Raw genomic sequence first — 24,545 nt, 5'->3', positions numbered from 1 at the left:
ATGTGTCCGCGCAGGTCGCAGGCGAGGTGGCCTGCACGGCCGACAACGTGCCGTTCAGCCCGGGCCAGGCACGGGCGTGCACCGTCCGCGAGGTGCTCGACCGGGTCGGAGGGAAATGGAGCATCAGCATCCTGGTGTCCGCCTCCCACGGCCCGGTCCGCTTCAGCGAGTTGGAGCGGCACGTCGAGGGGATCAGTCGCCGGATGCTCACGCTGACCCTGCGCAACCTGGAACGGGACGGCCTGCTGCGCCGCACGGTCTATCCGACCGTCCCGCCCAAGGTCGAGTACACGGCGACTCCGATGGCGTTGGAGCTCTACGAGTCACTGGTGGCGCTGACCAACTGGGCCGAGCGGCATCGCCGGGCCATCGCCGAGGCGCGGACCAGGTACGACGCCGAGCACGCCGAGTGAGACGCACCCGGGGTGTGGCGAACGCCACCACTTCGTTCTGACCGATCGGTCAGGGTCTGACCGATCGGTCAGGCATGCTGGTCTGCGGAGGTGGACCGGTGATGGCCAGAGCGGTGTCCGAGACGCACGGCGAGATCCTCGCCGCGGCGGCGCGGCGGTTCGCGGTGAGCGGCTACCGGGGCACCTCGCTGCAGGACATCGCCCGTGAGGTGGGCTGCTCCAAGGCCACCGTCCTCTACCACTTCGCCAACAAGGAAGCCCTGCTCGCCGAGCTGATGGCCCCGGCGATCGGCGTGCTGCGGGACCTCGACGACCGGCTCACCGGCCTGACCGGAGCGGCGGCCCAGGAGGTCGCCGCGCAGGGTTTCGTCGACCTCGCGGTCCGGTTCCGGCGAGAGATCGCGGTGCTCCGCGGCGAGTTCCCCGAACTGCTGTGCCAGCCGGCCTTCGCACACATCCAGCAGATCTCCGACCGGCTGCGCGACGCGTTGGCCGGTCACTCCGACCGGCCGGGCGCCCGGATCGCCGCGTTGGTGCTGCTCGCCGGAATCTCCGAGGCGTGCGCCGAGTTCGCGGACATCCCCGACGACGAACTGCGCCCCGCCCTGCTCACCCTCGTCCGACGGGCCGTCGAGCCCGTCGCCGTTCCCCTGCCCCAACCACCCACGACCGAGGACAAGGACTCCTGATGGCCACCCTGCTCTACCGGCTCGGCCGGGGCGCGTTGCGCCGGCGACGGCTCGTCGTCGCGCTCTGGCTCGTCGTACTCGTCGTCGCCGGCCTGGCCGCGGCGACCCTGCGCGGCCCGACGGCGAGCAACTTCACCATGCCCGGAACCGAGAGCCAACGTGCGCTCGACCTGCTCGCCGAGCAGTTCCCCGCCGCCAGCGGCGCCACCGGCACCATCACGGTCAAGGCGCCGGCCGACGGCCGACTGGCCACCCCGGAGGGCCAGACCGTGGTCCGGGAGCTGGTCCAGCAGGCGTCCACACTGCCCGGCGTGGTCGGCGCCGTCGACCCGTTCCAGGTCGGCGCGGTCACCCCCAACGGCCGGTACGCGCTGGTCCAGGTCCAGTTCGCGACCGGCGGGGACGAGGTGACCGACGAGCAGCGCACCGCGTACGAGCAGGTGGGTGCGGCGGCGAAGGCCCAGGGATGGCAGGTCGCCCCGGGCGGCGAGGTGCTCGGCGGCGAGCCCGAGATCGGCTCCACCGAGGCGCTCGGCGTCCTGGTCGCCGCGATCGTCCTGATCATCACGTTCGGCTCCCTGGTCGCGGCCGGCATGACCATGCTCAACGCGCTGATCGGTGTGGGCGTCGGGATGGCGGGCCTGTTCGCGCTCAGCGGCGCGATCCAACTGACCAGCACCGCACCGATCCTGGCGCTGATGCTCGGCCTCGCGGTCGGCATCGACTACTCACTGTTCATCACCTCCCGGCACCGGCAGAACCTGCTCGACGGCCTGTCCCCGGAGGAGGCGGTCGGCCGTGCCGTGGGCACCGCCGGCTCCGCGGTGGTCTTCGCCGGTGCCACTGTCGTCATCGCGCTGGCCGGGCTCGCCGTGGTGAACATCCCGTTCCTCACCGTGATGGGTCTCGCCGCCGCCGGAACGGTCACCGTCGCGGTCCTCGTCGCGATCACCCTCCAGCCGGCACTGCTCGGCTTCGCCGGCCGTCGGGTGCTCCCCCGTCGGCTGCGGACGGTCGCCACCGACGGCACCACGGCCACCGACGACACGTCGGACACCCAGTCGGACGTCACCGACCGACCGGCCGCCGTCGAGGACCGCTCCGCGTTCGGCTTCCGCTGGGCACGGATGGTCACGCGGTTCCGCGTACCCGTCATCCTGGTCGGTCTGCTCGGCCTCGGCCTGCTCGCGCTGCCCACGCCGGACATGCGGCTGGCCCTGCCGGGCGCCGCGACGGCCGCCGTCGGCTCACCCGCCCGGGTGGCGAACGACCTGACCGTCGAGGGCTTCGGACCGGGCTTCACCGGCCGACTCGCGGTGGTCGTCGCCGGTGACACGCCCGAGGCCACCTCGGGCGCCGTGCCGCAGGTGACCGCGCTGCTGCAACGCACCGAGAACGTCCTCGCGGTGGCCCCGCCGCAGCTCAGCCCGGACGGTCGGACGGCGCTGCTCGGCGTGGTGCCCAAGACCGGCCCGACCGACGAGGCCACCGAGACCCTGGTGCACGACATCCGTGAGTCGGTGAGCGGAATCCGCGACGCGGACGTGCTGCTCACCGGCGTCACGGCGATCGGCATCGACGTCTCCGAGAAGCTCTCCGACGCGCTACCGGTCTACCTGTTGCTGGTGGTCGGGCTCTCGGTGCTGCTGCTCATGCTGGTGTTCCGCTCGCTGCTGGTGCCGGTCAAGGCCGCGCTGGGCTTCCTGCTCACCGTCGCCGCCACGTTCGGCATCACGGTGGCGGTCTTCCAGCAGGGACACCTCGCCGACCTGGTCGGCCTGGACACCCCGGGCCCCCTGATCAGCTTCCTGCCGATCCTGCTCATCGGCATCCTGTTCGGGCTCGCGATGGACTACGAGGTCTTCCTGGTGTCCCGGATGCGGGAGGACTTCGTCCACGGTGAGTCGGCCCGCCAGGCCACCATCAGTGGCATGGGGCACGGCGCGCGGGTCGTGACCGCCGCCGCACTGATCATGATCTCGGTCTTCGGGGGCTTCGTCTTCCTGGAGGACCCGGTGATCAAGTCGATGGGCTTCGCTCTCGCCATCGGCGTCGCCATCGACGCGTTCGTGGTCCGGATGACCATCGTCCCGGCGGTCATGTCACTGCTCGGCGACCGCGCCTGGTGGCTGCCGCGCTGGCTCAACCGCGCCCTGCCGAACGTCGACATCGAGGGCGAGGGCCTGCGCACCCAGCTCAAGGAGCGCACCCCGACCTCCGTCTGATCGCGCTTCGAACGATCATGGAGTTGTGGTGCCCGTCGCGCCCCGGTCCGGGGCCTTCGTCCAGCACCACAACTCCATGATCGACGCGACTCAGACGCCCGCGGGGTAGGTTTCCATCTCGCCGGGGGCAGCCGGGACCGGCAGCGGGTGCAGGGCTGTCGTCTCGTCGCACCAGATGAAGGCGTCGTAGCGGTCACCCAGGCGGGTCGGGACGTAGTTGCCCCAGGACTCGAACGACGGGTCGTAGACGACACCGATCGCCCGATGGTCAGTGGTGTCGGTGACCCAACCCGGTTGGTCGTCACCACCGAAGATCAGCACCGCCCGCTCCGGCATCAGCTCGTGCAACCGCCGCTCGATCGACCCCTCGCGGGCCGGAGGCACCACCATCGCCTCGGCCGGCGAACCCCAGCGGGGTGCGGCGATCGCCGTGCCCCGGTACGTACCGAAGCCGATCAGGGCGACGGCGTCCTCGCCGTGCCGTTCCCTGGCCAACTGACCGATGTTGACCATCCCGTCGGCGGCCATGTCGGTGGCCCGGGCATCCCCGACGTGCGTGTTGTGCGCCCAGACGATCCCTCGGGCGTCCGGCCCGTACCGGTCCAGCAGCCGGTCCAGGGTGTCCTGCATGTGGGTGTCGCGGATGTTCCACGAATCCGGCCCGCCGGCCACCATCGCCCGGTAGTAGCGCTCCGCGCCGGCCACCACCTCCGCGTTCTGCCAGGCCGAGAAGCTGTCCGGGCCGTCGGAGAGAGCGTGTTCGCGGGTCCGGGCCAGCAGCCGGACCACCTCCTCCTCGCACCGGGCGGAGACGAACCTGGAGGCTGCGCCGTACTCCTCGACCCTCTTGCCGTACGGCTCGAAGCACCGGTACGCGTCCTGCGCCGCCTCCAGCGACTTCGGGTCCTCCTCCCCCAGGTAGTCGAAGATCGCTTGCATCGACTCCCAGAGGCTGTACACGTCGAGCCCGTGGAACCCGGCCCGTTGGTCCTCCGGCCGCTCCACGTTCCAGGCGCGCAACCAACTGGTGAATCGGGCCACCTCGGCGTTGGCCCACATCCAGGTCGGCCATCGCTCGAACTGGTCGAGTGCGAGCTGCGGTTCGAGCGCGCCGCCCGGCGCGGCGGTCACCGCCCGGTGCACCCGATCACAGTCCGGCCAGTCACCCTCCACGGAGACGAAGGAGAAGCCGCACTCCGCGATCAAGCGACGGGTGAGCTGCTCACGCAACCGGTAGTAGTCGTAACTGCCGTGGGTGGACTCGCCGATCATCACCACCCGGGCGTCCCGGACGCGCTCCAGCAACGGGTCGAAATCGCTCGGCGCGCCGAGCCGCTGAACCAGCATGCCAGCGGCTACCCGACCGCCCCACCGACAAACCGCAACCCGCCCCCCGGCGGCCGAGTGGCCAAGATCCGCACAAGTTCGGGGATGTTGCTGCCTCGGACGTCTTGGAGGCAGCAACATCCCGGAAAGTGCGCGGATCTTGGCGCGATCCGGGCGCCTGACCCCGGGAAATGTGCGGCCCGCCCCTCGCCGGTGCCGCGCGTGCCGGGGTGGGGGCGGCACGACCCAGCGGGTGGGCGGTTTTCGTCCTGCGACACGGCGTGTCGTGACGCAAACCTCTTGATCACCGAGGGAAGAGGATGTGCGCGCCAAGATCGTGCTCGAACCAGGAAGTAGTGGCCTCACGGGCGCGCCGACACCACTACGTCAATGATCGAGCACGATCTTGGCGTGGGCCTGGGGTGATCACCAGGGCGTTGGGGCGGGGGGGTGGGCTTAGGCGGGGAGGGGGACGGTGCGGGATTCGGCGCGGGCGGTCTCGGCGGCGGCGATGATCTCGACGACCTCACGGCCGAAGCGGACGTCGCAGCGGTGGTCCCGCGTACCGGCCCGCACCTGCTCGATCAACTGGTCGATGGCGACGCCGAACGCGGTGGCGGCGTCGTTCTCGCCGGACGGGACGTTCTCGATGCCGTTCTCGCCGTAGAACACGAACTCCCGGGTCATCGACTCGGTCGGGGCGTCCAGGGAGAGCGAGGCGCTGCTCGTGGCACCGCCCTCGTGGGTGAGCAGCAGGTGCACCATGCCGCTCGGCCCGTCCATCGCCGCCACCTGCGTCACCCGACCCAGCACGGGCAGGAGGATGGAGAGCGCGTGCGGGGCGATGTCCCAGAGCGCGCCGTGCTCCCGACGCCACAACGAACCACCGTACGGGCTGCCCTCCTGGAAGATCGAGGCGAACGCGGTGGTCCGGCCGTGCTGCCAACCCCCGGCGGCCGAGGTCGCGGCGAGGAACGCTGTCACGTTCGGCTGGAAGCGCTGGGTGAAGAAGACGACCGAGGCGACCCCGGACTCCTCGGCGGCGGCCACCACCCGGTCGGCGTCGGCCACGCTGAGCGCCAGCGGCTTGTCCAACAGCAGGTGCCGCCCGGCGGAGGCGGCCCGGACCGCGATGTCGGCCTGGACGTCCGGCGGTAGGGCGACGGCGACCGCCTCGCACTGCTCGATCAGCGCGTCGACGTCGGCGTAGGCGGGCACCCCGTACCGCTCGGCCAGCGCGGCGGCGCGCTCCGGGTTGCGACCCCACACCCCGACCAACTCCGCGTCCGGGTGGGCGTGCAACGCCTTCCCGTGCGTCTCGATCGCCCAGTGACCGGTGCCGAACAAACCGAACCGCAGCACGTGTACCTCCGCTTTTCCCCCCGCCGTGGCGACGCCACGGACGTGATCCACGCTAGTCGCCCGACCAGCCACGACGGCGGCGGGTTCGACCAATCGAAGCGGCCCACTCCCCCGCTTTCCAGCGCCCCTTCTCCGGCAACGCCAGGTCCGTTCGCCGCCAGACACACCGGGTTCCGGGCGGCAGCCTCGACGGCATGCCGAACACGAACTCACCGTCGACCAGCGGCCCGGTCGCCTTCGCCCACTGGTACGACTTCGCCGAGGGCGGGCCCGTGCACCAGGGTCTGCTGCCGTTCCCGGCGAGCGCGCCCGCACCGTTCGAGGTTGCTCGCTGGTCGGTCGCGCCGAACACCTCCAACGACCTCGATGTCCACCGCTCCCGCGAAATGTGGATCATCGTGTCGGGCACCGGAACCCTGACCTTCGGCGACCAGACGAGCGTGCTGCGGGCCGGGGACGTCGCGGCGTTCGACAGCAGGGTGCCGCACCAGATCCGCAACGACGGACCGGACCCGCTCCTCGCCGTCTCCGTGTACTGGTTGCCGGGCAGCGACTGACTGCCGTCCGAGGCACCGCTCGGCGGACCCGAGCCGAGGCGGGTTCAGCCGTTTACTACGACGGTTAGTAGGCTGTGCCGGTGACCGAGGCAACGACCGGGTGGGGCCGGTGACCAGCGTGGGCGTCGACTCACCGGTGGACGGGATCGTCGCGACGGTGCCGATCGTGCTGTCGCTGCTCGTCGCGGTGTGGGCGCTGGTCGTGGCGGTGCGCCGACGACCGCCGGACCGGGTGCAGTTCGTCGGCCTGGCCGTACTCGAGGTGTCGTTGCTCGTGCTGGGCGTGCCGGCGCTCGTCGCGGTGGGCGGCGGGGACCGGCCCGGCGAGCCCGGAGCCTTCTTCGGTTACCTGGTCACGCTCGTGTGCCTGCCACCGCTGGCCTGGGTGCTGGCCCGGATGGAGCCGACCCGGTGGGGTTCGGCCATCGTGTGCGCGGTCTGCTTGGTGACCCCGGTGGTGGTGGTCCGGTTGCAGCAGACCTGGGAGGTGCTCGGTGGTTGAGACCGCGTCGGCTCGACGCCGCACGAACTCCGGTCCCGGTCGGCTGCTGATCGCGGTCTACCTGCTCTTCGCCATCGCCGCGACCAGCCGGGCGGGTTTGCAGATCGCGACGAAGTTCGACGAGGCCCCGGTCGCGTACCTGCTGTCCGCGCTGGCCGCGCTCATCTACATCGTGGCGGCCGTGGGGCTGGCCCGGGCCGGGCACACCGGCCGACGGGTGGCGTTGGCCTGCTGCTCCGTGGAGCTGGTCGGCGTGGTCGCGGTCGGCGGCCTGAGCCTCGTCGACAAGGAGCTGTTCCCGGACGAGACGGTCTGGTCGCAGTTCGGCAGCGGCTACGGCTACATCCCGCTGGTGTTGCCGGTGCTCGGCCTGATCTGGCTCTGGCGCACCCGCCGCGACCCCGCCTGACCCGGCGACAGCGCGCGGCCGCCTGACGCGGCGACGGGGCCACCCCTTCGCGAAGGAGCGACCCCGTCGGGAGTACGGGTCAGTCCCGTGGGCCGCCGGCCACGTAGATGACCTGGCCGGACACGAATCCGGCGCCCTCGCTCGCCAGGAACGAGATGGTGTGCGCGACGTCCTCCGGCCGCCCCGGACGGCGCACCGGGATCTCGGCGGCGGCGTGCTTCTGGAAGTCGTCGAAGTCGACCTTGATCCGCGCGGCGGTGGCCGCGGTCATGTCCGTGACGATGAAGCCGGGCGCGACCGCGTTGACCGTCACCCCGAACGGCCCCAGCTCGATGGCGAGCGTCTTGGTGAAGCCCTGGAGGCCGGCCTTGGCGGCGGCGTAGTTCGCCTGGCCCCGGTTGCCCAGCGCCGAGGTGCTGGAGAGGTTGACGATCCGGCCCCACTTGCGCTCCACCATGTGCTTCTGCGCGGCCTGGCTGAACAGGAACGCGCCCCGCAGGTGTACGCCCATCACGGTGTCCCAGTCGGCGCTGGTCATCTTGAAGAGCAGGTTGTCCCGCAGCACACCGGCGTTGTTGACCAGGACGGTGGGCGCGCCCAACTCGGCGGCGATCCGTTCCACGGCCGCCTCCACCTGCTCCCGGTCGGACACGTCGGCGCCCACGCCGAGCGACCGGCCACCGGCGGCGGCGATGGCGTCCACCGTCTCCTTGGTGGCCGCCTCCTCGATGTCGACCACGGCGACAGCCATCCCGTCGGCGGCCAACCGCCGGGCGGTGGCCGCGCCGATACCGCGCGCGGCTCCGGTGACGATGGCGACGCGGGGCTCCTCCGACATGACTACCTCCGAGTAACTTGGGGTGATCGGAGGAGCTTAGCGTCAGAACCCCCGGCCCCGGCATAGGCGAATCCACCGGTATCCGTGCCCGGAGACCTTCACCGCGCCGAGCTTGCCCAACTCGCCGTAGCCCCGGTCGGTGAGCACGTCGATCGGCAGGTCGGCCTCCGGTTCGAGGCTGCTCAGGTCCACCTCGACGTCGTCGGTGCCCAGGTTGTGCAGGAACACCATGGTCCCGGTCGGCCCGTCCGCCCGGTGCGCGAGCACGCCGGCCGGCATCGCCACGTCGATGTGGGTGGTCGAGCCGGAGCCGATCTCGGGGGCCTCGCGCAGCGTACGGATCATCCGCTCGAACCAGGCGAGCAGCGACTTCGGGTCGCTGCGCTGGGCGGTGACGTTGACGTTCTGGTAGCCGAACTCACCCTTGTCGATCACCGGGCGGACCAGCTTCTCCGGGTCCGCCGTGGAGAAGCCGGCGTTCGGCTGGTACGACCACTGCATCGGGGTACGGATCGCCTCCCGACCGGGCAGCGACAGGTTCTCGCCCATCCCGATCTCCTCGCCGTAGCGCAACACCGGCGTGCCGCGCATCGAGAACTGCAGGGCGTACGCCAGCTCGATGCGCCGCCGGTCGTTACCGAGCATCGGGGCGAACCGGCGACGGATGCCCCGGTCGTAGATGCGCATGTTCTCGTCCGGGCCGAACTGCGCGTACACCTGGTTGCGTTGTTCGGTGGTGAGCCGGGACAGGTCGATCTCGTCGTGGTTACGCAGGAAGGTGGCCCACTGCCCGCCGACCGGCAGCGTCGGGGTGTCGCGCAGCGCGTCGATCAACGACTCCGGGTCCTCCCGGGCCAGGGCGAGCATGAGCCGACCGTTGAGCATGAAGTCGAAGAGCATGTGGATCCGGTTGCCGGAGCCGCTGGAGTCGCCGAAGAACGTGGGTAGCTGGTCCGGCTCGACGTTCGCCTCGGCCAGCAGGACGGCGTCGCCCCGGCGCCACTGCACGTGCTGGCGCATCTCGGTGAGGAACTCGAAGTCCTTCGGGGAGTTCGGGTTGCCCGGCTCAGTCAGCTCGATGATGAACGGCACCGCGTCCATCCGGAAGCCGGAGACGCCGAGCTGGAGCCAGAACGACATGATCTTCTTGACCTCGGCCCGGACCTCCGGGTTGGCGAAGTTCAGGTCCGGCTGGAACTTGTAGAACCGGTGGTAGAACCACGCCTTGGCGGTCCGGTCGTAGCTCCAGGTCTCGTTCTGCTCGCCGGGGAAGACCATGCCCTGGTGCCGGTCGTCCGGCTCGGTGTCGGACCAGACGTACCAGTCCCGGTACGGCGAGTCCGGCGAGGAGCGGGCGGACTGGAACCACGGGTGCTCGTCGGAGGTGTGGTTGACGACCAGGTCGATGATCACGCGGATGCCCCGGTTCTGCGCCTGGTGCAGCAGTTCGGCGAAGTCCCCCAGGGTGCCGAAACGTGGGTCCACGTTGTAGAAGTCGGTGACGTCGTAGCCGTCGTCACGGTTGGGCGACGGGTGGATCGGGTGCAGCCACAGGCAGGTCACCCCGAGACGGGCCAGATAGTCCAGTCTCCCGATCAGCCCCCGGATGTCACCGACCCCGTCGCCGTCGGAGTCGGCGTACGTGTCGATGTCGAGGCAGTAGACGACGGCTTCGGAATACCAACGGTCACCCATGCCGGAGGAACATCTCCGAACGATCAGCTCGGCAAACCCTTGGTTATCGTGCCCGTCATGGGAGACGACCTCGTACCACCGAGCGAACCGTTGGACTGGTCCCGGGGGCGGTGGCTGCACCCGCCGGTACGCGTCGACGAGCGGCCGACCGGTGAGCTGGTCGTCGAACCGGCGGCCGGAAGCGACCTGTGGCGGCGGACCAGCTACGGATTCGTCCACGACGACGCTCCGGCCCTGCTGGCGCCCCTTCCCGTGGGCACGGCCATGGAGGTGGGCTTCCGGCTCGACTTCTCGGCGCAGTTCGACCAGGCGGGTGTGCTCGTCCGGGTCGACGAACGGACCTGGACCAAGGCCGGTGTCGAGATGAGTGACGGCGAGTCGCAGCTCGGCGCGGTGGTGACCCGGGAGTTCTCCGACTGGTCGGTGGCGCCGGTGCCGCAGTGGTCGGGCCGGGAGGTGACAGTGCGGGTCAGCCGCGCCGGCGACGCGCTGACCGTCCGCGCCCGGGCCGACGACGAGCCGTGGCGACTGGTCCGGCTCACCCCGCTGGATCCGACGGCGGAGGCGGTGGCCGGTCCGTTCTGCTGCGCGCCGTCCCGCGCCGGCCTGACCGTGGTGTTCACTGGTTGGCGGCAGGGGCCGGCGGACGCCGCGCTGCACCCGGAGGTGTAACGACCGGCCCGTTGGGTATGACCACCCGATCCCCCGGAGCCGACGCGGAAGGACGACCATGGCGTACGCCCGGAGTGGCGACCCGTCCGAGTTCACCGGGCTGACCGGGTGGGTGGCCACCGTGATCGAGGCCATGGGCCCGGTCGGCGTGGCGCTGCTGGTGGCGTTGGAGAGCATCGTCCCACCCATCCCCAGCGAGATCGTCTTGGCGATGGCCGGCTTCCTGGCTCACCAGGGCCGGTTCAACGTGGTGGTCGTGGTGGTGGCCGCGACCGTCGGTTCGCTCGTCGGCGCGCTGGTGCTCTACTGGCTCGGTGCCGCGCTCGGCGAGGACCGGCTCAAGCGGTGGCTGGACCGCATCCCGCTGGTGGACAGCGACGACCTGGAGAGGGCCGACCGCTGGTTCGAGCGGCACGGCCGGTGGGCGGTGCTGATCGGCCGGGTGGTGCCGGTGGTCCGGAGTCTGGTCTCCGTGCCGGCCGGGGCCAATCGGATGCCGCTCGGAGAGTTCATCCTGTTCACCACGATCGGCAGCGGGGTGTGGAACGGTCTGATCGTGGGGGCCGGCTACGCGCTGGGCAGCCGGTGGCAGGACGTCGAGCGCTACAGCGACTGGTTCAACTACGCGATCGGCGCGGTCTTCGTGGTGATGGTGGTCGCCTGGGTGGTCCGCAAGCTTCGGCGACGCCGGGACCGCGACGACCGGCGGCCGGTGACCGCCGGTCGCTGATCCGCGCTAGTAGTGCTTTGTTAGGTCGGCGTGTCGTGGGGTCATCGGGGCGGTCTGAGTAGTTCGATGTTGCGGTGACTCCTGACGAGCTTTTGGTTGTGCGGCAACGGCTTGAGGCGTTCGCCGTGGATGTGTTCACCCCTTTGGTGCGCTCGGATCAGCGGGCCAAGGGTGAGACGTATCTGCGAGGGCTGTTGCTGGACGGGCGGCGTAAGTCGATGCAGCCGATGGCGGATCGGCTTGGGGTGGATCATCAGGGGCTGCAACAGTTCGTGACGACCTCGACGTGGGACACCGAGGCGGTGCGGATGCGGTTGGCCCGTCGGGCGGTCGAGGTGGTCGCTCCGGTGGTGTGGGTGGTCGACGACACCGGTTTCCCGAAAGACGGCAAGGGCTCGCCGGGCGTGGCCAGGCAGTACTCCGGCACGTTGGGCAAGGTCGCGAACTGCCAGATCGGGGTGAGTGTCCACGCCGTCACTGACGCCGCGTCGTGTCCGCTGGATTGGCGGTTGTTCTTGCCGACGTCGTGGGACGACCAGGCTGTTGACGAGGCTGACCGCCCTGAGGTGATCGCTCGCCGGTCCCGGTGCGGGATACCTGCCGATGAGCATCACCGGCCGAAGTGGTCGATGGTCGTGGAGATGCTCGATGAGCTGGCCGAGCAAAATTTACGCCCGCCGTTGCTGGCAGCCGACGCCGGCTACGGCGATAACAGCCAGTTCCGCGGCGCTTTGGACGAGCGGTCCGTCGACTACATCATGCAGGTCAAAGGCGATGCCCTCGCCCACACATCAGACGTGCAGCCGGTGACGCGGGTGTGGTCCGGGCGGGGTCGCCCACCGACGCGCACCGACCCGCGCTACTCGAAGACTGCGGTCAGCCTGGTCGAGCACATTCGCGCCGCTGGACGAGCGGCCACGGAAACGATCACCTGGCGGGAAGGCTCGAAAGGCACGATGAGCTCCCAGTTCATCTTCCTACGAGTCCGCCCGGCCGGACACCGCGTCGCCCGTGACCCCAACGGGCTCCTGCCGCAGCGGTGGCTGATCGCCCAGTGGCCCGACGACCAGGCCGAACCGGTGAAGTACTGGCTGTCCAGCCTCCCTGCCACCACCAGCCACACCGACCTGATCCGCTACGGCAAGATCCGCTGGCGCATCGAACATGACTACCGCGAACTCAAGACCGGCCTCGGCCTGGACCACTTCGAAGGCCGCTCCTGGATCGGCTGGCACCGCCACGTCACCCTGGCCACCGCCGCGCACCTGTTCATCACCGAACTGCGCCTCGACCCAAAAGCGGATGCGCCGGCCTGACCCTTTATGCGGTCATCCGCGAGCTGCAACGACTCCTCGCGACCTGGACCGGCGCCTGCCTCACCTGCCACCAACCCGTGAAACCCTTACACCGCAACAAACGCCACAGAACCTAACAAAGCACTACTAGGGCGTGTATCAAAGTCCTCGGTCGAGCCGAGGCGGAGTCCAGGCGGCGATCCGGCAAGGCGGAGATGGGCTCGGATACCGGTGTTGTATCCGAGCCCATCTCCAACGCAGCCGGGCGTCGTCTGGGCCCGCCGCAGGCCGGCCAGGGGCTTTGACACACGCCCTAACGGTTGCCGCTGGCACAGACGCCAGCCAGGACTGTCAGGGCAGGGTGTCCAGGTGCGGGGCCACCGTGCGGGCGAAGGTGTTGCCGTTGCTGACGTCCCAGTTCACCGACCAGGTCATCGCACCGCGGATGCCGGGATAGGTGCGCGGCGGGCGGAAGCTGCCGCAGTTGGTGCCCCGGGCCAGGCAGTCGAGCGCCGCGTTGACCACGCTGGGCGCGACGATGCCGCCACCGGCCGCCCCCGGTCCGGCGGGCAGACCGAGGCCGACCTGGTCGGGGCGGAGCCCGGCTTCCAGTTGGATGCAGGCCAACGCGACGATGAAGTTCACCGTGCCCTGGCCGTACGCGGCGTTCTGGTCGCAGCCGAGCATCGCCCCGGAGTTGTAGAACTGGGTGTTGACGACGGTGAGGATGTCCTTGATGTCGAGCGCCAGCTTGAAATAACCGCCGGCCGGGTTCTGCATGTCGATCGTCTGCGGGGCCATCGCGATGATCAGGCTCGACCCGACTTTGGCCCGGAGCGCGCGCAGCGCCTGCGCCATGTACGTCGGGTTGAGGCCGTTCTCCAGGTCGATGTCGATACCGTCGAAGCCGTACCGGGCGATCAGCGCGGCGGCCGTGTCGGCGAACGCGGTGGCCGACGCGGCGTCGTTCACGGTGACCCGGCCGGTCTCACCGCCCACCGAGAGGATCACCTTCTTGCCCCGGCTGTGCAGGGTGCGTACGTCGTTGGTGAAGTCCGTGTCGGTGTAGCCGCCGAGCGACGCGGCGAGACCGGGGTCGACGCCGAAGGTGAGCGCGCCGGGTGTCGAGGTGGCCTCGGCGAAGGCCACCGCCACCAGGTCGTACTCGGTGGGGACGTCACGCAGCCGCAGCTCGACGGCTGGGTTGTCGAAGTTGTGCCAGTAGCCGGTGAGCAGATGCTCGGGCAGGCCACCGGTGGGCGGGTTCGTCGGCGGTGGGGTGGTGGGCGGTGGCGTGGTCGGCGGCGGAGTCGTGGGCGGTGGTGTGGTGGGCGGGGTGCCGCCGCCGCACGACGCGCCGTTGAGCTGGCAGCCGCTGGGCGAGCCGGAGCCGCTGGCCAGGAAGCCGAAGGAGACCGAGGCGCCCGGGGCGATGGTGCCGTTCCAGGACCGGTTGGTGAAGGTGTGCCGCTGGCCCGCGGAGGTGAGCAGCGCGTCCCAGTAGCTGCCGAGCGTGGTGCCGGACGGCAGGTCGAAGGCGAGGCTCCAGCCGTTGATGGTCGAGGTGCCACCGTTGGTGATGGTGTACTTCCCCTCCCAACCGGAACCCCAGTCGGCGGTCTTGACGAAGCTGGCGGTGGCCCCCGCGGCGTACGCGGGCAGTGCCACCCAGGCCGCGCCGAGGGTCGCGGCGAGCACGGTGACCAGGGACAGGACAAATGACCTGGAGCGTTTCATGCGGCCCTCCGCGCCCGGCTCGGGCATCTATGGACGTCGACGTTCCGCTTATTATTAAGACAGTTAACTGTTCCTGTCCAGAGGCACGGGTGACCGGCCTCCCGCCGCGCGCCGACGCGACGGGAGAACCGGGAAGGCCCGCTCAGCGGCGGAAGGTGAACCAGTTGACGTTGACGAAGTCGTTCGGCTGGCCACTGGTGAAGGTCAGGTACACGGAGTGCCGACCGGTCACCGCCCCCACGTTGCCGGGCACCGAGCGCCAGCTCTGCCAACCGCCGGTGTTGCCGATCGCGAAGCTGCCGATCGGCGTCGCGGTCGGGCTGCCCAACCGCACCTCGACGAGGCCACTCGCACCGCCACCCGCGCCGGAGGCGACCCGGGCCAGGAAGTCCCGGGGCGAGGCGGAGCCGAACTCGACATTGTCGTAGCGCACCCAGTCACCGTTGCGCAGCGCGGCGATGTTCTGCCCACCCTCCGAGCACGCCTCGACGAGCACGCCGTTCTGACCGTTGAACGACTCGGCCTGGATCTGCGCGTACGCGTCCCTCGTGCCGGAGGGTGGCGGTGTGGTCGGCGGCGGGGTGGTGCCACTTCCGCGCTGGTACACCGCCACGTAGTCGACGAGCATCGGCCGACCCGGGACGGTGGCCGAGGTCGGCGTGCCGCTGCCGGCGACACCGTTCGGGAAGGCCCCGCCGATCGCGACGTTGAGCAGCAGGAAGTAGCCCTGGTGCGAGGTCATCTGCGACCAGGCGGACGCACCGACCTGACTGGACGTGACGGTGTGGTAGAGCTGCCCGTCGACGTACCAGCGCAGTTGTTGCGGGCTGATCGAGGCGTCCCACTCGAACCGGTACGTGTGGAACGCGGACTGGCAGCTCGACCCCGGACAGGCCCGGGACGCGCCGAGGCCGTTGGACTCGTTGCACGGCCCGCCCGGCGCGACGCCGCAATGCAGCACGCCCCAGACCGAGTTGATGCCGTTGACGTTCTCCATCACGTCGAACTCACCGATGCCCGGCCAGTTCTGGTAGTTGCCCCGGTAGGGCGCCCCGAGCGCCCAGAACGCGGGCCAGTAGCCGGCCGCCGCGGCGCCGGTGACGTTCGGCATCTGGATGCGACCCTCGATGGCGAGCACGCCGCCGGACGGGGCCTTGAAGTTGCTGCGCACGGTCTCGATCCGGGCGGAGGTCCAACCGCCTCCGCTGTCGCGCAGCGGCGTGATCCGCAGGTTGCCACCACCGTCGTGGCTGACGTTGGCGGTGCTGGCGGTGTAGTTCTGGATCTCGCCGGTGCCCCAGTTGCCCGGACCACCGGGATAGCTGTGACCGGTGTCGATGATCCAGTTGGCGGACGAGGGCAGGGTGCCGGCGGCACCGGTGAAGTCGTCGCTCCAGACCGTGCTCCAGCCGGTCGGTGGTGGCGGCACGGCCGCTTGCGCGGTGACGGTGACGCCGGCCAGGACGGTGGTGGTGGCGACGAGCAGGACGGAGGCCAGCCGCAGCCGGCGTCGGACGAGCGGGGCGGCGGGGGCCGCCGAAGGAGGTGTCATGGACGTGCCTCTCTACGGAGACGGGTCGAGAGAGCGCTCTCTCAGGGTTGTACGCCTCGGTCATGACATTTGTCAACGTCGATCTGCGTCGGCGTTCGTCGACACCGCCTGCGGCCGACGGAGCACCGCCTGCTCGGCCGCCGACCACAGACTCGTGGTCACCAGGTAGATCACTGCGGCGAGCGGCAGCACCAGCGCCACCAGCACGGTCGTGAACGGCAGCAGGGGCAGCAGCCGCCCGAGCACCGCCGCCCCCGGCCCCTCGGTGGGCGTACCGGCCACCGTGCCGACCGCCGCCGAGGCCCGACGAGCCCGCCGCGACGACCACCAGGCCACCGCCACCAGCACCGCCAGCAGCACGGCGAACAGCGGACCCGCCGCGCCGGTCAGCCCGTCGGTGAGATGGTGGCCCAGGGGCACCCCGGCGAGCCGCTCCTCCAGCAGGCCGGTGCCGCCCTCACTCGTGGTGAACAGCCGGTACAGGACCAGCAGGAACGGCGCCTGGAGCAGCAACGGCAGGCAGCCGGCGATCGGGTTCGCGCCGGCCTCGGAGTACAACGCGAACACCTCGCGCTGAAGGGTGGCCGGGTCGTCGGCGTACCGCCGCTGAAGCTCACGCACCTGCGGGGCGAGGGCCGCGCGGCGTCGCTCGCCGCGGACCTGCACGACGGTGAGCGGCGAGATCAGCAGTCTGATGGCGATGGTGAAGAGCACGATGGCGGCGGCGGTCGCCATGCCGCCGGCCAGCGGTTCGAGCAGATCGGTGAGCCAGGACAACGCGGTGCCGGCAGCGCCGACAACGCCGTGCAGTGGTGCGAAGGCGAGCATGGGAAACCCCTCGGTCCGATTCCGGTGCGGTCTCCCCTCCGGCGGCGTGCGCTCGGCAGGGGGACCGGTGACGGCGGGATCGGCCGCGCGGCGGCGTGGCGCTACGCGGCCGAGGGGTGCCCGGGAGCGCGGGGACGGGGTCGACCGGCGGCGTCCGGGTCGATCTGGCGGGGCATCCGTCGACCCCGGGAACGGGCCCGCAGGCCGGCCCAACGGGGCCCGACGCCGGGTGCACCCGAGCGGTCGCGCAGCCGCGCCAGCAGCACCACGGCGAGCAACACCAGTGCGGTCAGCGCGGCACCCGCGAGCAGGTCGACCGGCCGGTCGGCGAGCACTGTGAGCTGGGCGAACGCGGACAACCACGCGAACCCGAGGAATCCCAGCGGCACCGGCACGGGCTCAGCATAGGACTCCGTGTCACGTCGTCCGGCCGATCACCGGCAAGCCGGTCACGAGGTGCCGTCGCCACGTTTCCCGGCCTCGCCACGTTGGGTAACCAAACGGCGGACCGACGCGGACGGACCGCGAACGGTAGGAACGGACGGTGGTGTCGATGACCGGCCAGGTGGCGGAGGCGCCCAGCGGAACGGCTGCGGCGACCGGATTGCTCACCGTGGGTGTCGAGGAGGAGTTCCTCCTCGTCGATCCGCACACCGGGGCTGCGGTCCCGGCCGTCGACCTGGTCATGGAGCAGGTGCCGGCCGAGTTGCGCGGGCAGGTCGAGCGGGAGTTCCAGACCAGTCAGATCGAGATCGGCAGCCCACCCGGGTTGGAGCTCTCGTCGATCCGCCACTCCCTCGGCGTGCTGCGCGGGGCGCTCGCCGACGCCGCCGAGCGGGCCGGCGTACGCCTGCTCGCCATCGGCACCGGTCCGGTGGACGGCCCGGTGCCGCCGGTGGTGGACAAGCCCCGGTTCGACCGGATGATCGAGCGGTTCCAGCTGCTCGTCCCCGGCCCGGGCAACAACGGCATGCACGTGCACGTCGGCGTGCCCGACCCGGAGACCGGCGTGCAGGTGCTCAACCACGTGCGGCCGTGGCTGCCGCTGCTGCACGCGATGACCACCAACTCGCCCTTCGCCCGTGGCGCGGACACCGGCTACGCCAGTTGGCGGTCGGTGGAGTGGGAGCGCTGGCCGTCGGTGGCCCCGACGCCGTGGCTGGAGTCGCACGAGCACTACCAGCGGCTGATCCGCCAGTTGATCTCCAGCGGGGTGATGCTCGACGAGGGGATGCTCTACTGGTACGCCCGCCTGTCGGCGAAGTACCCGACGGTGGAGCTGCGGATCGGCGACGTCTGCCCGTCGGTGGACGACGCGGTGCTGGTCGCCGCGCTGGTCCGGGCCCTGGTGTCCACCGCGATGGCGGACGTCGAGGCCGGCCGACCGGCGTTGCGGACCGACCATCACCTGCTGGTCGGGGCGCACTGGCGGGCCGCCCACGACGGCCTGGAGGGCCAGGCCGTCGACGTCACCACCGGCGAGCTGGCCACCGCCTGGGAACTGTTGGACCGGTTCGTGGACCGGATGCGACCGGCGCTGGAGCAGCACGGCGACTGGGCCGAGGTGACCGACCTGCTGGGTGGGTTGCGCCGGCACGGCAGCGGGGCGGCGCGGCAACGCGCGGTGTACGCGCGCACCGGCCGACTCACCGACGTGGTGCAGGACGTCGCGCGACAGACCCGCGGTTGAACACCTCGTGACAGGATGATCCCGTGGCCCAACGGTTGATCGTCATCGGCGGGGACGCCGCCGGCATGTCGGCGGCGTCCCAGGCCCGTCGCCGCCGCGGCCGCGACGACCTGGAGATCATGGTCTTCGAGCGCGGTCACTTCACCTCCTACTCGGCCTGCGGCATCCCGTACTGGATCAGCGGCCTGGTGCCCGGCCCGGAGGCGCTGATCGCCCGGGATCCGGAGACGTTCCGCACCGAGTACGCGATGGACGTGCGGATGCGGCACGAGGTCACGGCCATCGACCTGGAGCGCCGCGAGGTGGTGGCCCGGGACCTGGAGGGCGGCGGCGAGGTCCGCGAGCGCTTCGACGAGCTGATGTACGCCACCGGCGCGGTGCCGGTGAAGCCACCGTGGGCGGCCACCGACGCGGGTGGCGTGTTCGGCATGCAGACCCTGGACGACGGGGCGGCGCTGCGCGAGTGGCTGGACGCCGAGCCGCGACCGCGCCGGGCCGTGGTGGTCGGTGGCGGCTACATCGGCGTCGAGATCGCCGAGGCCCTGATCCAGCGCGGCCTCTCGGTGACCCTGGTCGAGGCGGGCACGCAGCCCATGTCGACGGTGGACCCCGACATGGGCGAGTTGGTGGCCGAGGCCATGCGCGGCCTCGGCATCACGATCCGCGCCGGCCTGCCGGTGACCGGCCTGGAACAGCGGGACGGCCGGGTGTCCGCGGTGGTCACGGCCGAGGGGCCGATGCCCACCGACGTCGTGGTCCTGGGTCTCGGTGTACGCCCCAACGCCGCGCTCGCCGCGGCTGCCGGGCTGCCGATCGGCACGACCGGTGGGGTCCGGGTGGACCGCCGGATGCGGGTGCCCGGGATGCCCGGCATCTGGGCGGCCGGCGACTGTGTGGAGACGCTGCACCGGGTCAGCGGGATGCCGGTGCACGTGCCGCTGGGCACGCACGCCAACAAGCAGGGCCGGGTGGCGGGGATCAACATCGGCGGCGGGTACGCCACGTTCGCCGGGGTGATCGGCACGGCGGTGACCAAGGTCTGTGACCTGGAGGTGGGTCGGACGGGCCTGCGCGAGGGCGAGGCCGAGGCGGCCGGCTTCGACTTCGTCTCGGTGATCGCCGAGTCGACCAACCGGGCCGGCTACTACCCGGGTGCCCGCCCGATGACAGTGAAGCTGATCGCCGAGCGTCCCAACGGTCGGCTGCTCGGCGCGCAGATCGTCGGCTGGTCGGAGGCGGCTAAACGGATCGACGCACTTGCCGTGGCACTCTGGAACGGCATGACGGTGGACGATATGACAGCACTGGACCTGGGCTACGCTCCGCCGTACGCGCCGGTGTGGGACCCGGTGCTCATCGCCGCCCGAAAAGCGGTCGATGCGCTCGCCGCGCTCGACCGCTGACCCGCGTTCGCCGTGGAGGACCACCCCGTGACCCAGACCCCGACCCGGCCGACAGTGCGCCGACGCCCGACGATGGTCGACGTGGCCCGCCGTGCCGACGTCAGCCTGAAGACGGTCTCCCGGGTGGTCAACGACGAGCCCGTGGGGCAGGAGCTGGTCAGCCGGGTGCTGGCCGCCATCGCCGAGCTGGGCTTCCGGCGCAACGACATCGCCCGCAACCTGCGCTCCCGGCAGCTCAACGCCACCGTCGGGTTGCTCATCGAGGAGATCGCCAACCCGTTCTACGCGACGATCGCCAGTGTCGCCGCCGAGATCGCCGCCGCCCACGGCACCATGCTGATCACCGCCTCCTCGGAGGAGGACCCGGAGCGGGAACGCGCCCTGCTCCAGGACTTCACCCAACGTCGGGTGGACGGGCTCCTGGTGGTGCCGGCGGGCCTGGACCACTCGTTCCTGCGCCGCGAGGTCGAGCTGGGAATGCCCGTGGTGTTCCTGGACCGGCCGCCGCAGGAGCTGCAGGCCGACGCGGTGCTGCTGGACAACCGGGGCGGCAGCCACGCCGGGGTGGGCGCGCTGCTCGACGAGGGGCACCGCCGGGTGGGCCTGCTGCTCGGCGCACCGAGCGTGCCCACGATGCGCGAGCGGCTGGCCGGTGCGCGGGCGGCGTTGGTCGCCGCCGGTGTCGAGCCGGACGACTCGCTGCTCCGCGAGAGGCTGATCGCCCCGGAGGAGGCGGGGCGGGCGGTCGGCGAACTGCTCGACCTTCCGGATCCGCCCACCGCGTTCTTCTGCGCCAACAACCGGCTCACCGTGGGTGCGCTCCAGGAGCTGCACCGCCGGGGCGACGACGCGGCACTGGTCGGCTTCGACGACTTCGAACTGGCCCACCTGATGCCCCGACCGCTGACCGTCGTCGCGTACGACACCCGGGAGCTGGCCCGGGTCGCCACCGAGCGGCTGTTCAGCCGGATCGCCGGCGACGACTCCCCACCCGCCACCACAGTGCTCCCCACACACCTGATGCCTCGCGGCCTGTCCTGATCCACTCCCCCGCCCGCGTCGCCCAGGGTGAGGGCGGGTGATCCACTCCGGATCGGCGATGTGGCGATGCCCGGGCACTCGGACACCCCCACATCGGCGACGTGGAGTGGATCACCGGTGCCGCGTCCCGGCAGTCCGGCGCGCCACGGCGCCGACCCGCGTCCGGGTCAGGTCTGCAGGGTCAGCAGGGCGTTGAGCTCGGTGAGACGGGGTGGGTCGGCGCCTCGGCGGCCACAGGTCAGCGCGGCCACCGTGGCAGCCTGCCGGAGCACGGCGTCCCACTGCTGCTCGGTCACCGCGGCGAGGCGGTCGGCCGGTCGGTCGCCGAGCGCGTCGAGGTCGGCCAACGCGGCGAGCAGGCCACCGGTGAAGGAGTCGCCGGCACCGACGGTGTCGACGACAGTGGTGCGTACCGCCGCCGCCTCGTGCAGCGTACCGTTCGGGGCCAGCAGCCAGGCGCCCTCACCACCCCGGGTCACCACCGCGCAGGACACCCCGACCTCACGCCACTCGGCCATGACGTCGGCCACCGACCGGTCCGGATACAGCCAGGCCAGGTCCTCGTCACTGGCCTTGATCAGGTGCGCGAGGGGCACCTGCCGGCGTACGCGCTGCTGCTCGGCCTCCCGGTCAGTGACGATGCTCGGCCGCAGGTTGAGGTCGATGGAGAGGGTGAGCCCGTCCCGGTGGCGTTCGCGGGCGAGCAGGTCCTCGAACACCTGCCCGCCGGGGGCCAGCGCGAGCGCGAGCGACCCGGTGTGGAACGCGACCGCCGAGGACCCGGCCAGCTCGGGCAGCTCCTGCGGCGTCCACTGCCAGTCCGCCGCGCCGGCCAGCCGGAACTCGTAGCTCGCCTGCCCGGTCGCGTTCAACGTGGCCACCGCCACCGAGGTTGGCTCCTCGGCGCGGACCGCCCAGTCCAGGTCGACCTGGTTGGCCCTCAGGTGCTCGGCGACCTGCCGGCCGTAGTCGTCGGTGCCGAGCCGGGCCAGCAGTCGTACCGGCTGGTCGAGCCGCGCCAGAGTGACCGCCACGTTCGCCGGGGAGCCCCCCGGCACGGCCCGCTCTCCGTCGGCGGTGACCACCAGGTCGATCAGCGCCTCACCCGCGACCACGATCACGCGGTCACCTCCCCCGGTGCGAGTGGGCCGGTGCCGCCGAGACCGTCGGCCGCGCGGGACAGCAGCACCGCCTGGTACGCGTGGTAGACGTCCGGTCGGCCGTGCCAGACCGTGTCCGAGGGCAGATTCTGCGCGTCCAGCTCGTGCCGCCACCCGGTGCCGTCGATCAGGTTGCGACGGGCGTACGCCCAGAACACCCGGTACCAGTCGGCGTAGACCTCGTCACCGGTGCGCCGGTGCAGGGTGATCGCCGCACCGACCGCCTCGGCGAGGACCCAGTGCATCCGGGAGCGGACCACCGGCCGGTCGTCCCAGTCGATCGTGTAGACGAAGCCGTCGGCGCCGTCGACCGCCCACCCACGCCGTACGGAGGCGGCGAACAGGGCACGGGCGTCGCTGAGCAGCCAGCGCGGTGGCTGCGGAAGGACGGCCTCCAACTCCAGCAGCAGGCGGGCCCATTCGAGCCAGTGGCCGATGGTGGAGCCGTACGGCCGGAACGGGTCGGCGGGCTGATCCCGGTTGTAGTCGGGCAGCGGCGTCCAGTCAGCGGTGAAGTGCTCGGGGAGCCGCCAGTCGTGCCGTGCGGCCTCACCGTGCACCAGGTGGGTGGCGATCCGCAGGGCCCGGTCCGCCCAGCTCGCGTCGCCGGTCGCGGCGGTGGCCGCGAGGAATGCCTCGACCATGTGCATGCTGCTGTTGGCGCCCCGGTAGTCCTCGGTGACCGTCCAGTCCCGGTTCCACGACTCGCGGACCGCGCCGACCTCGTCGTCCCAGAACCGGTCCCGCACCACTGCCAGCACGTCGGCGAGCAGTTGCTCCGCGCCCGGCCGGCCGGCGCGTACGGCGCTGGACGCAGCGAGCAGCACGAACGCGTGGTCGTAGCCGGCCTTCCGGTCGTCCACGGGTGCGCCCTGCTGGTCGACAGCGCTGAACCAGCCGCCGTACCGGTCGTCGCGCAGCAGTGTGCTGAGCGCGGCGACGCCGTGGTCGACGAGGGCGGCGGCGTCCGGGTCACCACCGCGATGGGCAAGGGCGGCCACGTGGGTCATCCGGCAGGTGATCCAGGTGAAGACCGGCTCGTCCCGGTCCGGGGTGCGGTCGTCGGTGAGCCACCAGAAGCCGCCCTCGGGGCGGACCGACCGACCAGCCGTGTCGAGCAGTGTGCGGGTCTGGTCGGCGAGGAACTCGTCCAGGTCGGGTAGTTCGGGTGACCCGGCCGGAGCGGGGGTCGGGGCGGCGTCGGATCGGGGCAGGTCGGTCATCTCAGCTGGTCACCGTCGGGTAGGAAAGGGACATACGGCCAGGATCGGCGGGCGGACCGGGTCCGCGCCGGAGAACCGTCAACAGGACCCCACGAACCGGCTGGCCGTACCGGTCGCGCGGGCGGAGGGATCATCCGTGCGATTCCTCCCTCTCTGTCCGTTGACATCGTTGTCACTCTGCAACCCTGCTCCGGCGGCAGGTCAACTGTCAATTCCGGTTGCGTCACACCGCGCCGGGCAGGCACGTCCGCGTCGGGCGGGTCGCCGGCGTCCCCGACGGCGAGACGGCGAGCCGCCCCTACCGTCTGCCCTCCGGTCAGGATCGCGTCCGGAACGGGGCGAGCGTGGCTCGGATCTGGTCAGCCGCGCCCCAGTCGTCGTCGAACTGGGCCAGCACGGCGAGATGTTGTCGCAGTTGGACGATCGGCATCCGGGCCCGCCAGTCGCTGTCGAGGGAGGTCAGCTCCGCGTAGACCGCGAAGAACCGTTGCGCCTCGGGCGGAGGCGCGGTCGACCACACGTGGGCGAGGTCGACCTCGGCCCACCCGTAGGACACCGCCGGGTCGATCAGCGCGGGCCGCCCGTCCGGGGTGGCCAGGACGTTCTGCGCCCACAGGTCGCCGTGCGTCAGACACGCCGGCCGATCCGGCAGCAGGTCGGGCAGCCGGTGGCACAGCCTCTCCAGCGCCACCCGATCGGCTCGGTCGAGTGCCGCCTCGACGCGGGGCTCCCTCAGCCACCGGAGCAGTCGGTGCTGGGCGAAGAACACGAAGCCGTCGTCGTTCCAGTCGTTCGTCTGCCGGCGGCGGCCCAGCCAGTTGTCCCGGTGCCAGCCGAAGCGCGGATGCGTCGTGCTCAGGTGCAGACGAGCGAGCATGTGCGCCAAGCGCTCCCAGAAAGCCTCGCTGCGCGGTCTCGGTCGCAGCACCGACAACACGAGCAGCTCCCGGTCCACCAGGACCACCTCGGGTGTCACCACGCCGCCCAACTCCCGCAGGGCGGCCAGCCCCTCGGCCTCCGCGACGAAGACGTCGTCGTCAGGCGCTTCGGCGAAGGCCTTGACGAACACCGACGGCGCCTCCCCGCGGGTGGCTATGCCCGCGAGCGCCGCGAGCCCACCCGTCGCCGGTTCGATCGTGACGACATCGCTCATCCCGGCTCGGCGCAGGCAGTCCAAGAGGAACGGTGCCGATTGCAT

The 24,545-nt window shown here is 71.2% G+C and carries 22 protein-coding genes and 1 pseudogene; 12 read left to right on the top strand and 11 right to left on the bottom strand.

All coding sequences use genetic code 11. The features are described 5' to 3' along the window. The first annotated feature begins 26 nt into the window (after positions 1–26). The 3 genes from O7617_RS17710 (at position 27) to O7617_RS17700 (ending at position 3,327) form a co-directional block, all read left to right on the top strand. Complete coding sequence (locus tag O7617_RS17710) at positions 27–413, top strand: helix-turn-helix domain-containing protein (RefSeq protein ID WP_282264773.1); 387 nt, start codon at positions 27–29, stop codon at positions 411–413. Positions 414–514: 101 nt separating this feature from the next. Then, positions 515–1,102, top strand: coding sequence for a TetR/AcrR family transcriptional regulator (locus O7617_RS17705; protein WP_282256890.1), 588 nt, complete (start codon positions 515–517; stop codon positions 1,100–1,102). Beyond that, positions 1,102–3,327 (top strand): MMPL family transporter, encoded by a 2,226-nt coding sequence (locus O7617_RS17700; RefSeq protein WP_282256889.1) that lies wholly within the window; start codon positions 1,102–1,104, stop codon positions 3,325–3,327. The genes O7617_RS17705 and O7617_RS17700 overlap by 1 nt, the downstream gene beginning before the upstream one ends. 90 nt (positions 3,328–3,417) lie before the next feature. Here O7617_RS17700 and O7617_RS17695 read toward each other — a convergent pair whose 3' ends face one another. Together O7617_RS17695 and O7617_RS17690 are read right to left on the bottom strand one after the other, a co-directional pair. Beyond that, positions 3,418–4,674, bottom strand: coding sequence for an erythromycin esterase family protein (locus O7617_RS17695; RefSeq protein ID WP_282256888.1), 1,257 nt, complete (start codon positions 4,672–4,674; stop codon positions 3,418–3,420). Between the two features lie 435 nt (positions 4,675–5,109). Next, on the bottom strand, positions 5,110–6,015 hold the full coding sequence (locus O7617_RS17690) for a Gfo/Idh/MocA family oxidoreductase (protein ID WP_282256887.1): 906 nt from the start codon (positions 6,013–6,015) through the stop codon (positions 5,110–5,112). A gap of 194 nt (positions 6,016–6,209) precedes the next feature. On the opposite strand from O7617_RS17690, the gene O7617_RS17685 reads away from it, so the two are divergent. The 3 genes and pseudogenes from O7617_RS17685 (at position 6,210) to O7617_RS17675 (ending at position 7,483) form a co-directional block, all read left to right on the top strand. Beyond that, complete coding sequence (locus O7617_RS17685; protein ID WP_282256886.1) at positions 6,210–6,572, top strand: cupin domain-containing protein; 363 nt, start codon at positions 6,210–6,212, stop codon at positions 6,570–6,572. 74 nt (positions 6,573–6,646) lie between these two features. Beyond that, a pseudogene (locus O7617_RS17680) lies at positions 6,647–7,074 on the top strand (hypothetical protein). Continuing rightward, a complete protein-coding gene (locus O7617_RS17675) occupies positions 7,067–7,483 on the top strand; it encodes a hypothetical protein (protein ID WP_282256884.1) in 417 nt (138 codons plus the stop codon). The pseudogene O7617_RS17680 and the gene O7617_RS17675 overlap by 8 nt, the downstream one beginning before the upstream one ends. 79 nt (positions 7,484–7,562) lie before the next feature. On the opposite strand, the gene fabG is transcribed toward O7617_RS17675, so the two are convergent. Together fabG and O7617_RS17665 are read right to left on the bottom strand one after the other, a co-directional pair. Beyond that, positions 7,563–8,321 (bottom strand): 3-oxoacyl-ACP reductase FabG, encoded by a 759-nt coding sequence (gene fabG / locus O7617_RS17670; RefSeq protein WP_282256883.1) that lies wholly within the window; start codon positions 8,319–8,321, stop codon positions 7,563–7,565. 42 nt (positions 8,322–8,363) lie between these two features. Continuing rightward, positions 8,364–10,016: an alpha-amylase family protein gene (locus O7617_RS17665; protein ID WP_282256882.1), complete on the bottom strand. Its 1,653-nt coding sequence runs from the start codon at positions 10,014–10,016 to the stop codon at positions 8,364–8,366. A 57-nt stretch (positions 10,017–10,073) separates the two neighbouring features. Between O7617_RS17665 and O7617_RS17660 the strand changes: the two genes are divergently transcribed. The 3 genes from O7617_RS17660 (at position 10,074) to O7617_RS17650 (ending at position 12,734) form a co-directional block, all read left to right on the top strand. Next, positions 10,074–10,688 (top strand): DUF1349 domain-containing protein, encoded by a 615-nt coding sequence (locus tag O7617_RS17660; protein WP_282256881.1) that lies wholly within the window; start codon positions 10,074–10,076, stop codon positions 10,686–10,688. Positions 10,689–10,746: 58 nt separating this feature from the next. After that, entirely contained in the window at positions 10,747–11,418 is a 672-nt protein-coding gene (locus O7617_RS17655; RefSeq protein ID WP_282256880.1) for a DedA family protein, read from the top strand. Positions 11,419–11,492: 74 nt separating this feature from the next. Beyond that, positions 11,493–12,734 carry an IS701 family transposase gene (locus tag O7617_RS17650; protein ID WP_282256879.1) on the top strand — a complete coding sequence of 414 codons (1,242 nt, stop codon included), beginning with the start codon at positions 11,493–11,495 and terminating at the stop codon, positions 12,732–12,734. A 330-nt stretch (positions 12,735–13,064) separates the two neighbouring features. On the opposite strand, the gene O7617_RS17645 is transcribed toward O7617_RS17650, so the two are convergent. The 4 genes from O7617_RS17645 to O7617_RS17630 form a co-directional block, all read right to left on the bottom strand. Beyond that, positions 13,065–14,450 carry a cellulose binding domain-containing protein gene (locus O7617_RS17645; protein ID WP_282256878.1) on the bottom strand — a complete coding sequence of 462 codons (1,386 nt, stop codon included), beginning with the start codon at positions 14,448–14,450 and terminating at the stop codon, positions 13,065–13,067. A gap of 142 nt (positions 14,451–14,592) precedes the next feature. After that, positions 14,593–16,002 (bottom strand): carbohydrate-binding protein, encoded by a 1,410-nt coding sequence (locus tag O7617_RS17640; RefSeq protein WP_282256877.1) that lies wholly within the window; start codon positions 16,000–16,002, stop codon positions 14,593–14,595. Between the two features lie 72 nt (positions 16,003–16,074). Further along, a complete protein-coding gene (yidC, locus tag O7617_RS17635) occupies positions 16,075–16,830 on the bottom strand; it encodes a membrane protein insertase YidC (RefSeq protein ID WP_282256876.1) in 756 nt (251 codons plus the stop codon). Between the two features lie 101 nt (positions 16,831–16,931). After that, positions 16,932–17,225, bottom strand: coding sequence for a DUF6412 domain-containing protein (locus O7617_RS17630; protein ID WP_282256875.1), 294 nt, complete (start codon positions 17,223–17,225; stop codon positions 16,932–16,934). 158 nt (positions 17,226–17,383) lie between these two features. On the opposite strand from O7617_RS17630, the gene O7617_RS17625 reads away from it, so the two are divergent. The 3 genes from O7617_RS17625 to O7617_RS17615 all read left to right on the top strand — a co-directional run bounded on the left by O7617_RS17625 (position 17,384) and on the right by O7617_RS17615 (position 20,964). Beyond that, complete coding sequence (locus O7617_RS17625) at positions 17,384–18,520, top strand: glutamate--cysteine ligase (RefSeq protein WP_282256874.1); 1,137 nt, start codon at positions 17,384–17,386, stop codon at positions 18,518–18,520. 23 nt (positions 18,521–18,543) lie between these two features. Then, on the top strand, positions 18,544–19,923 hold the full coding sequence (locus tag O7617_RS17620; protein WP_282256873.1) for an FAD-dependent oxidoreductase: 1,380 nt from the start codon (positions 18,544–18,546) through the stop codon (positions 19,921–19,923). 72 nt (positions 19,924–19,995) lie between these two features. Beyond that, a complete protein-coding gene (locus O7617_RS17615; protein ID WP_282264772.1) occupies positions 19,996–20,964 on the top strand; it encodes a LacI family DNA-binding transcriptional regulator in 969 nt (322 codons plus the stop codon). Positions 20,965–21,131: 167 nt separating this feature from the next. Here the strand turns inward: O7617_RS17615 and O7617_RS17610 are convergent, their stop codons facing one another. The 3 genes from O7617_RS17610 to O7617_RS17600 all read right to left on the bottom strand — a co-directional run bounded on the left by O7617_RS17610 (position 21,132) and on the right by O7617_RS17600 (position 24,545). Further along, positions 21,132–22,085 (bottom strand): carbohydrate kinase, encoded by a 954-nt coding sequence (locus O7617_RS17610; RefSeq protein ID WP_282256872.1) that lies wholly within the window; start codon positions 22,083–22,085, stop codon positions 21,132–21,134. Beyond that, a complete protein-coding gene (locus O7617_RS17605) occupies positions 22,082–23,347 on the bottom strand; it encodes an AGE family epimerase/isomerase (protein WP_348774137.1) in 1,266 nt (421 codons plus the stop codon). Before O7617_RS17605 ends, O7617_RS17610 begins: the two co-directional genes overlap by 4 nt. A 316-nt stretch (positions 23,348–23,663) precedes the next feature. Next, positions 23,664–24,545, bottom strand: coding sequence for a fructosamine kinase family protein (locus O7617_RS17600; RefSeq protein WP_282256871.1), 882 nt, complete (start codon positions 24,543–24,545; stop codon positions 23,664–23,666).

This window comes from Micromonospora sp. WMMD1155 (assembly GCF_029581275.1).
Classification (GTDB): domain Bacteria; phylum Actinomycetota; class Actinomycetes; order Mycobacteriales; family Micromonosporaceae; genus Micromonospora.
The sequence above is the reverse complement of the archived record's forward strand: the minus strand, read 5'-3'. Positions and strand labels throughout refer to the sequence as shown.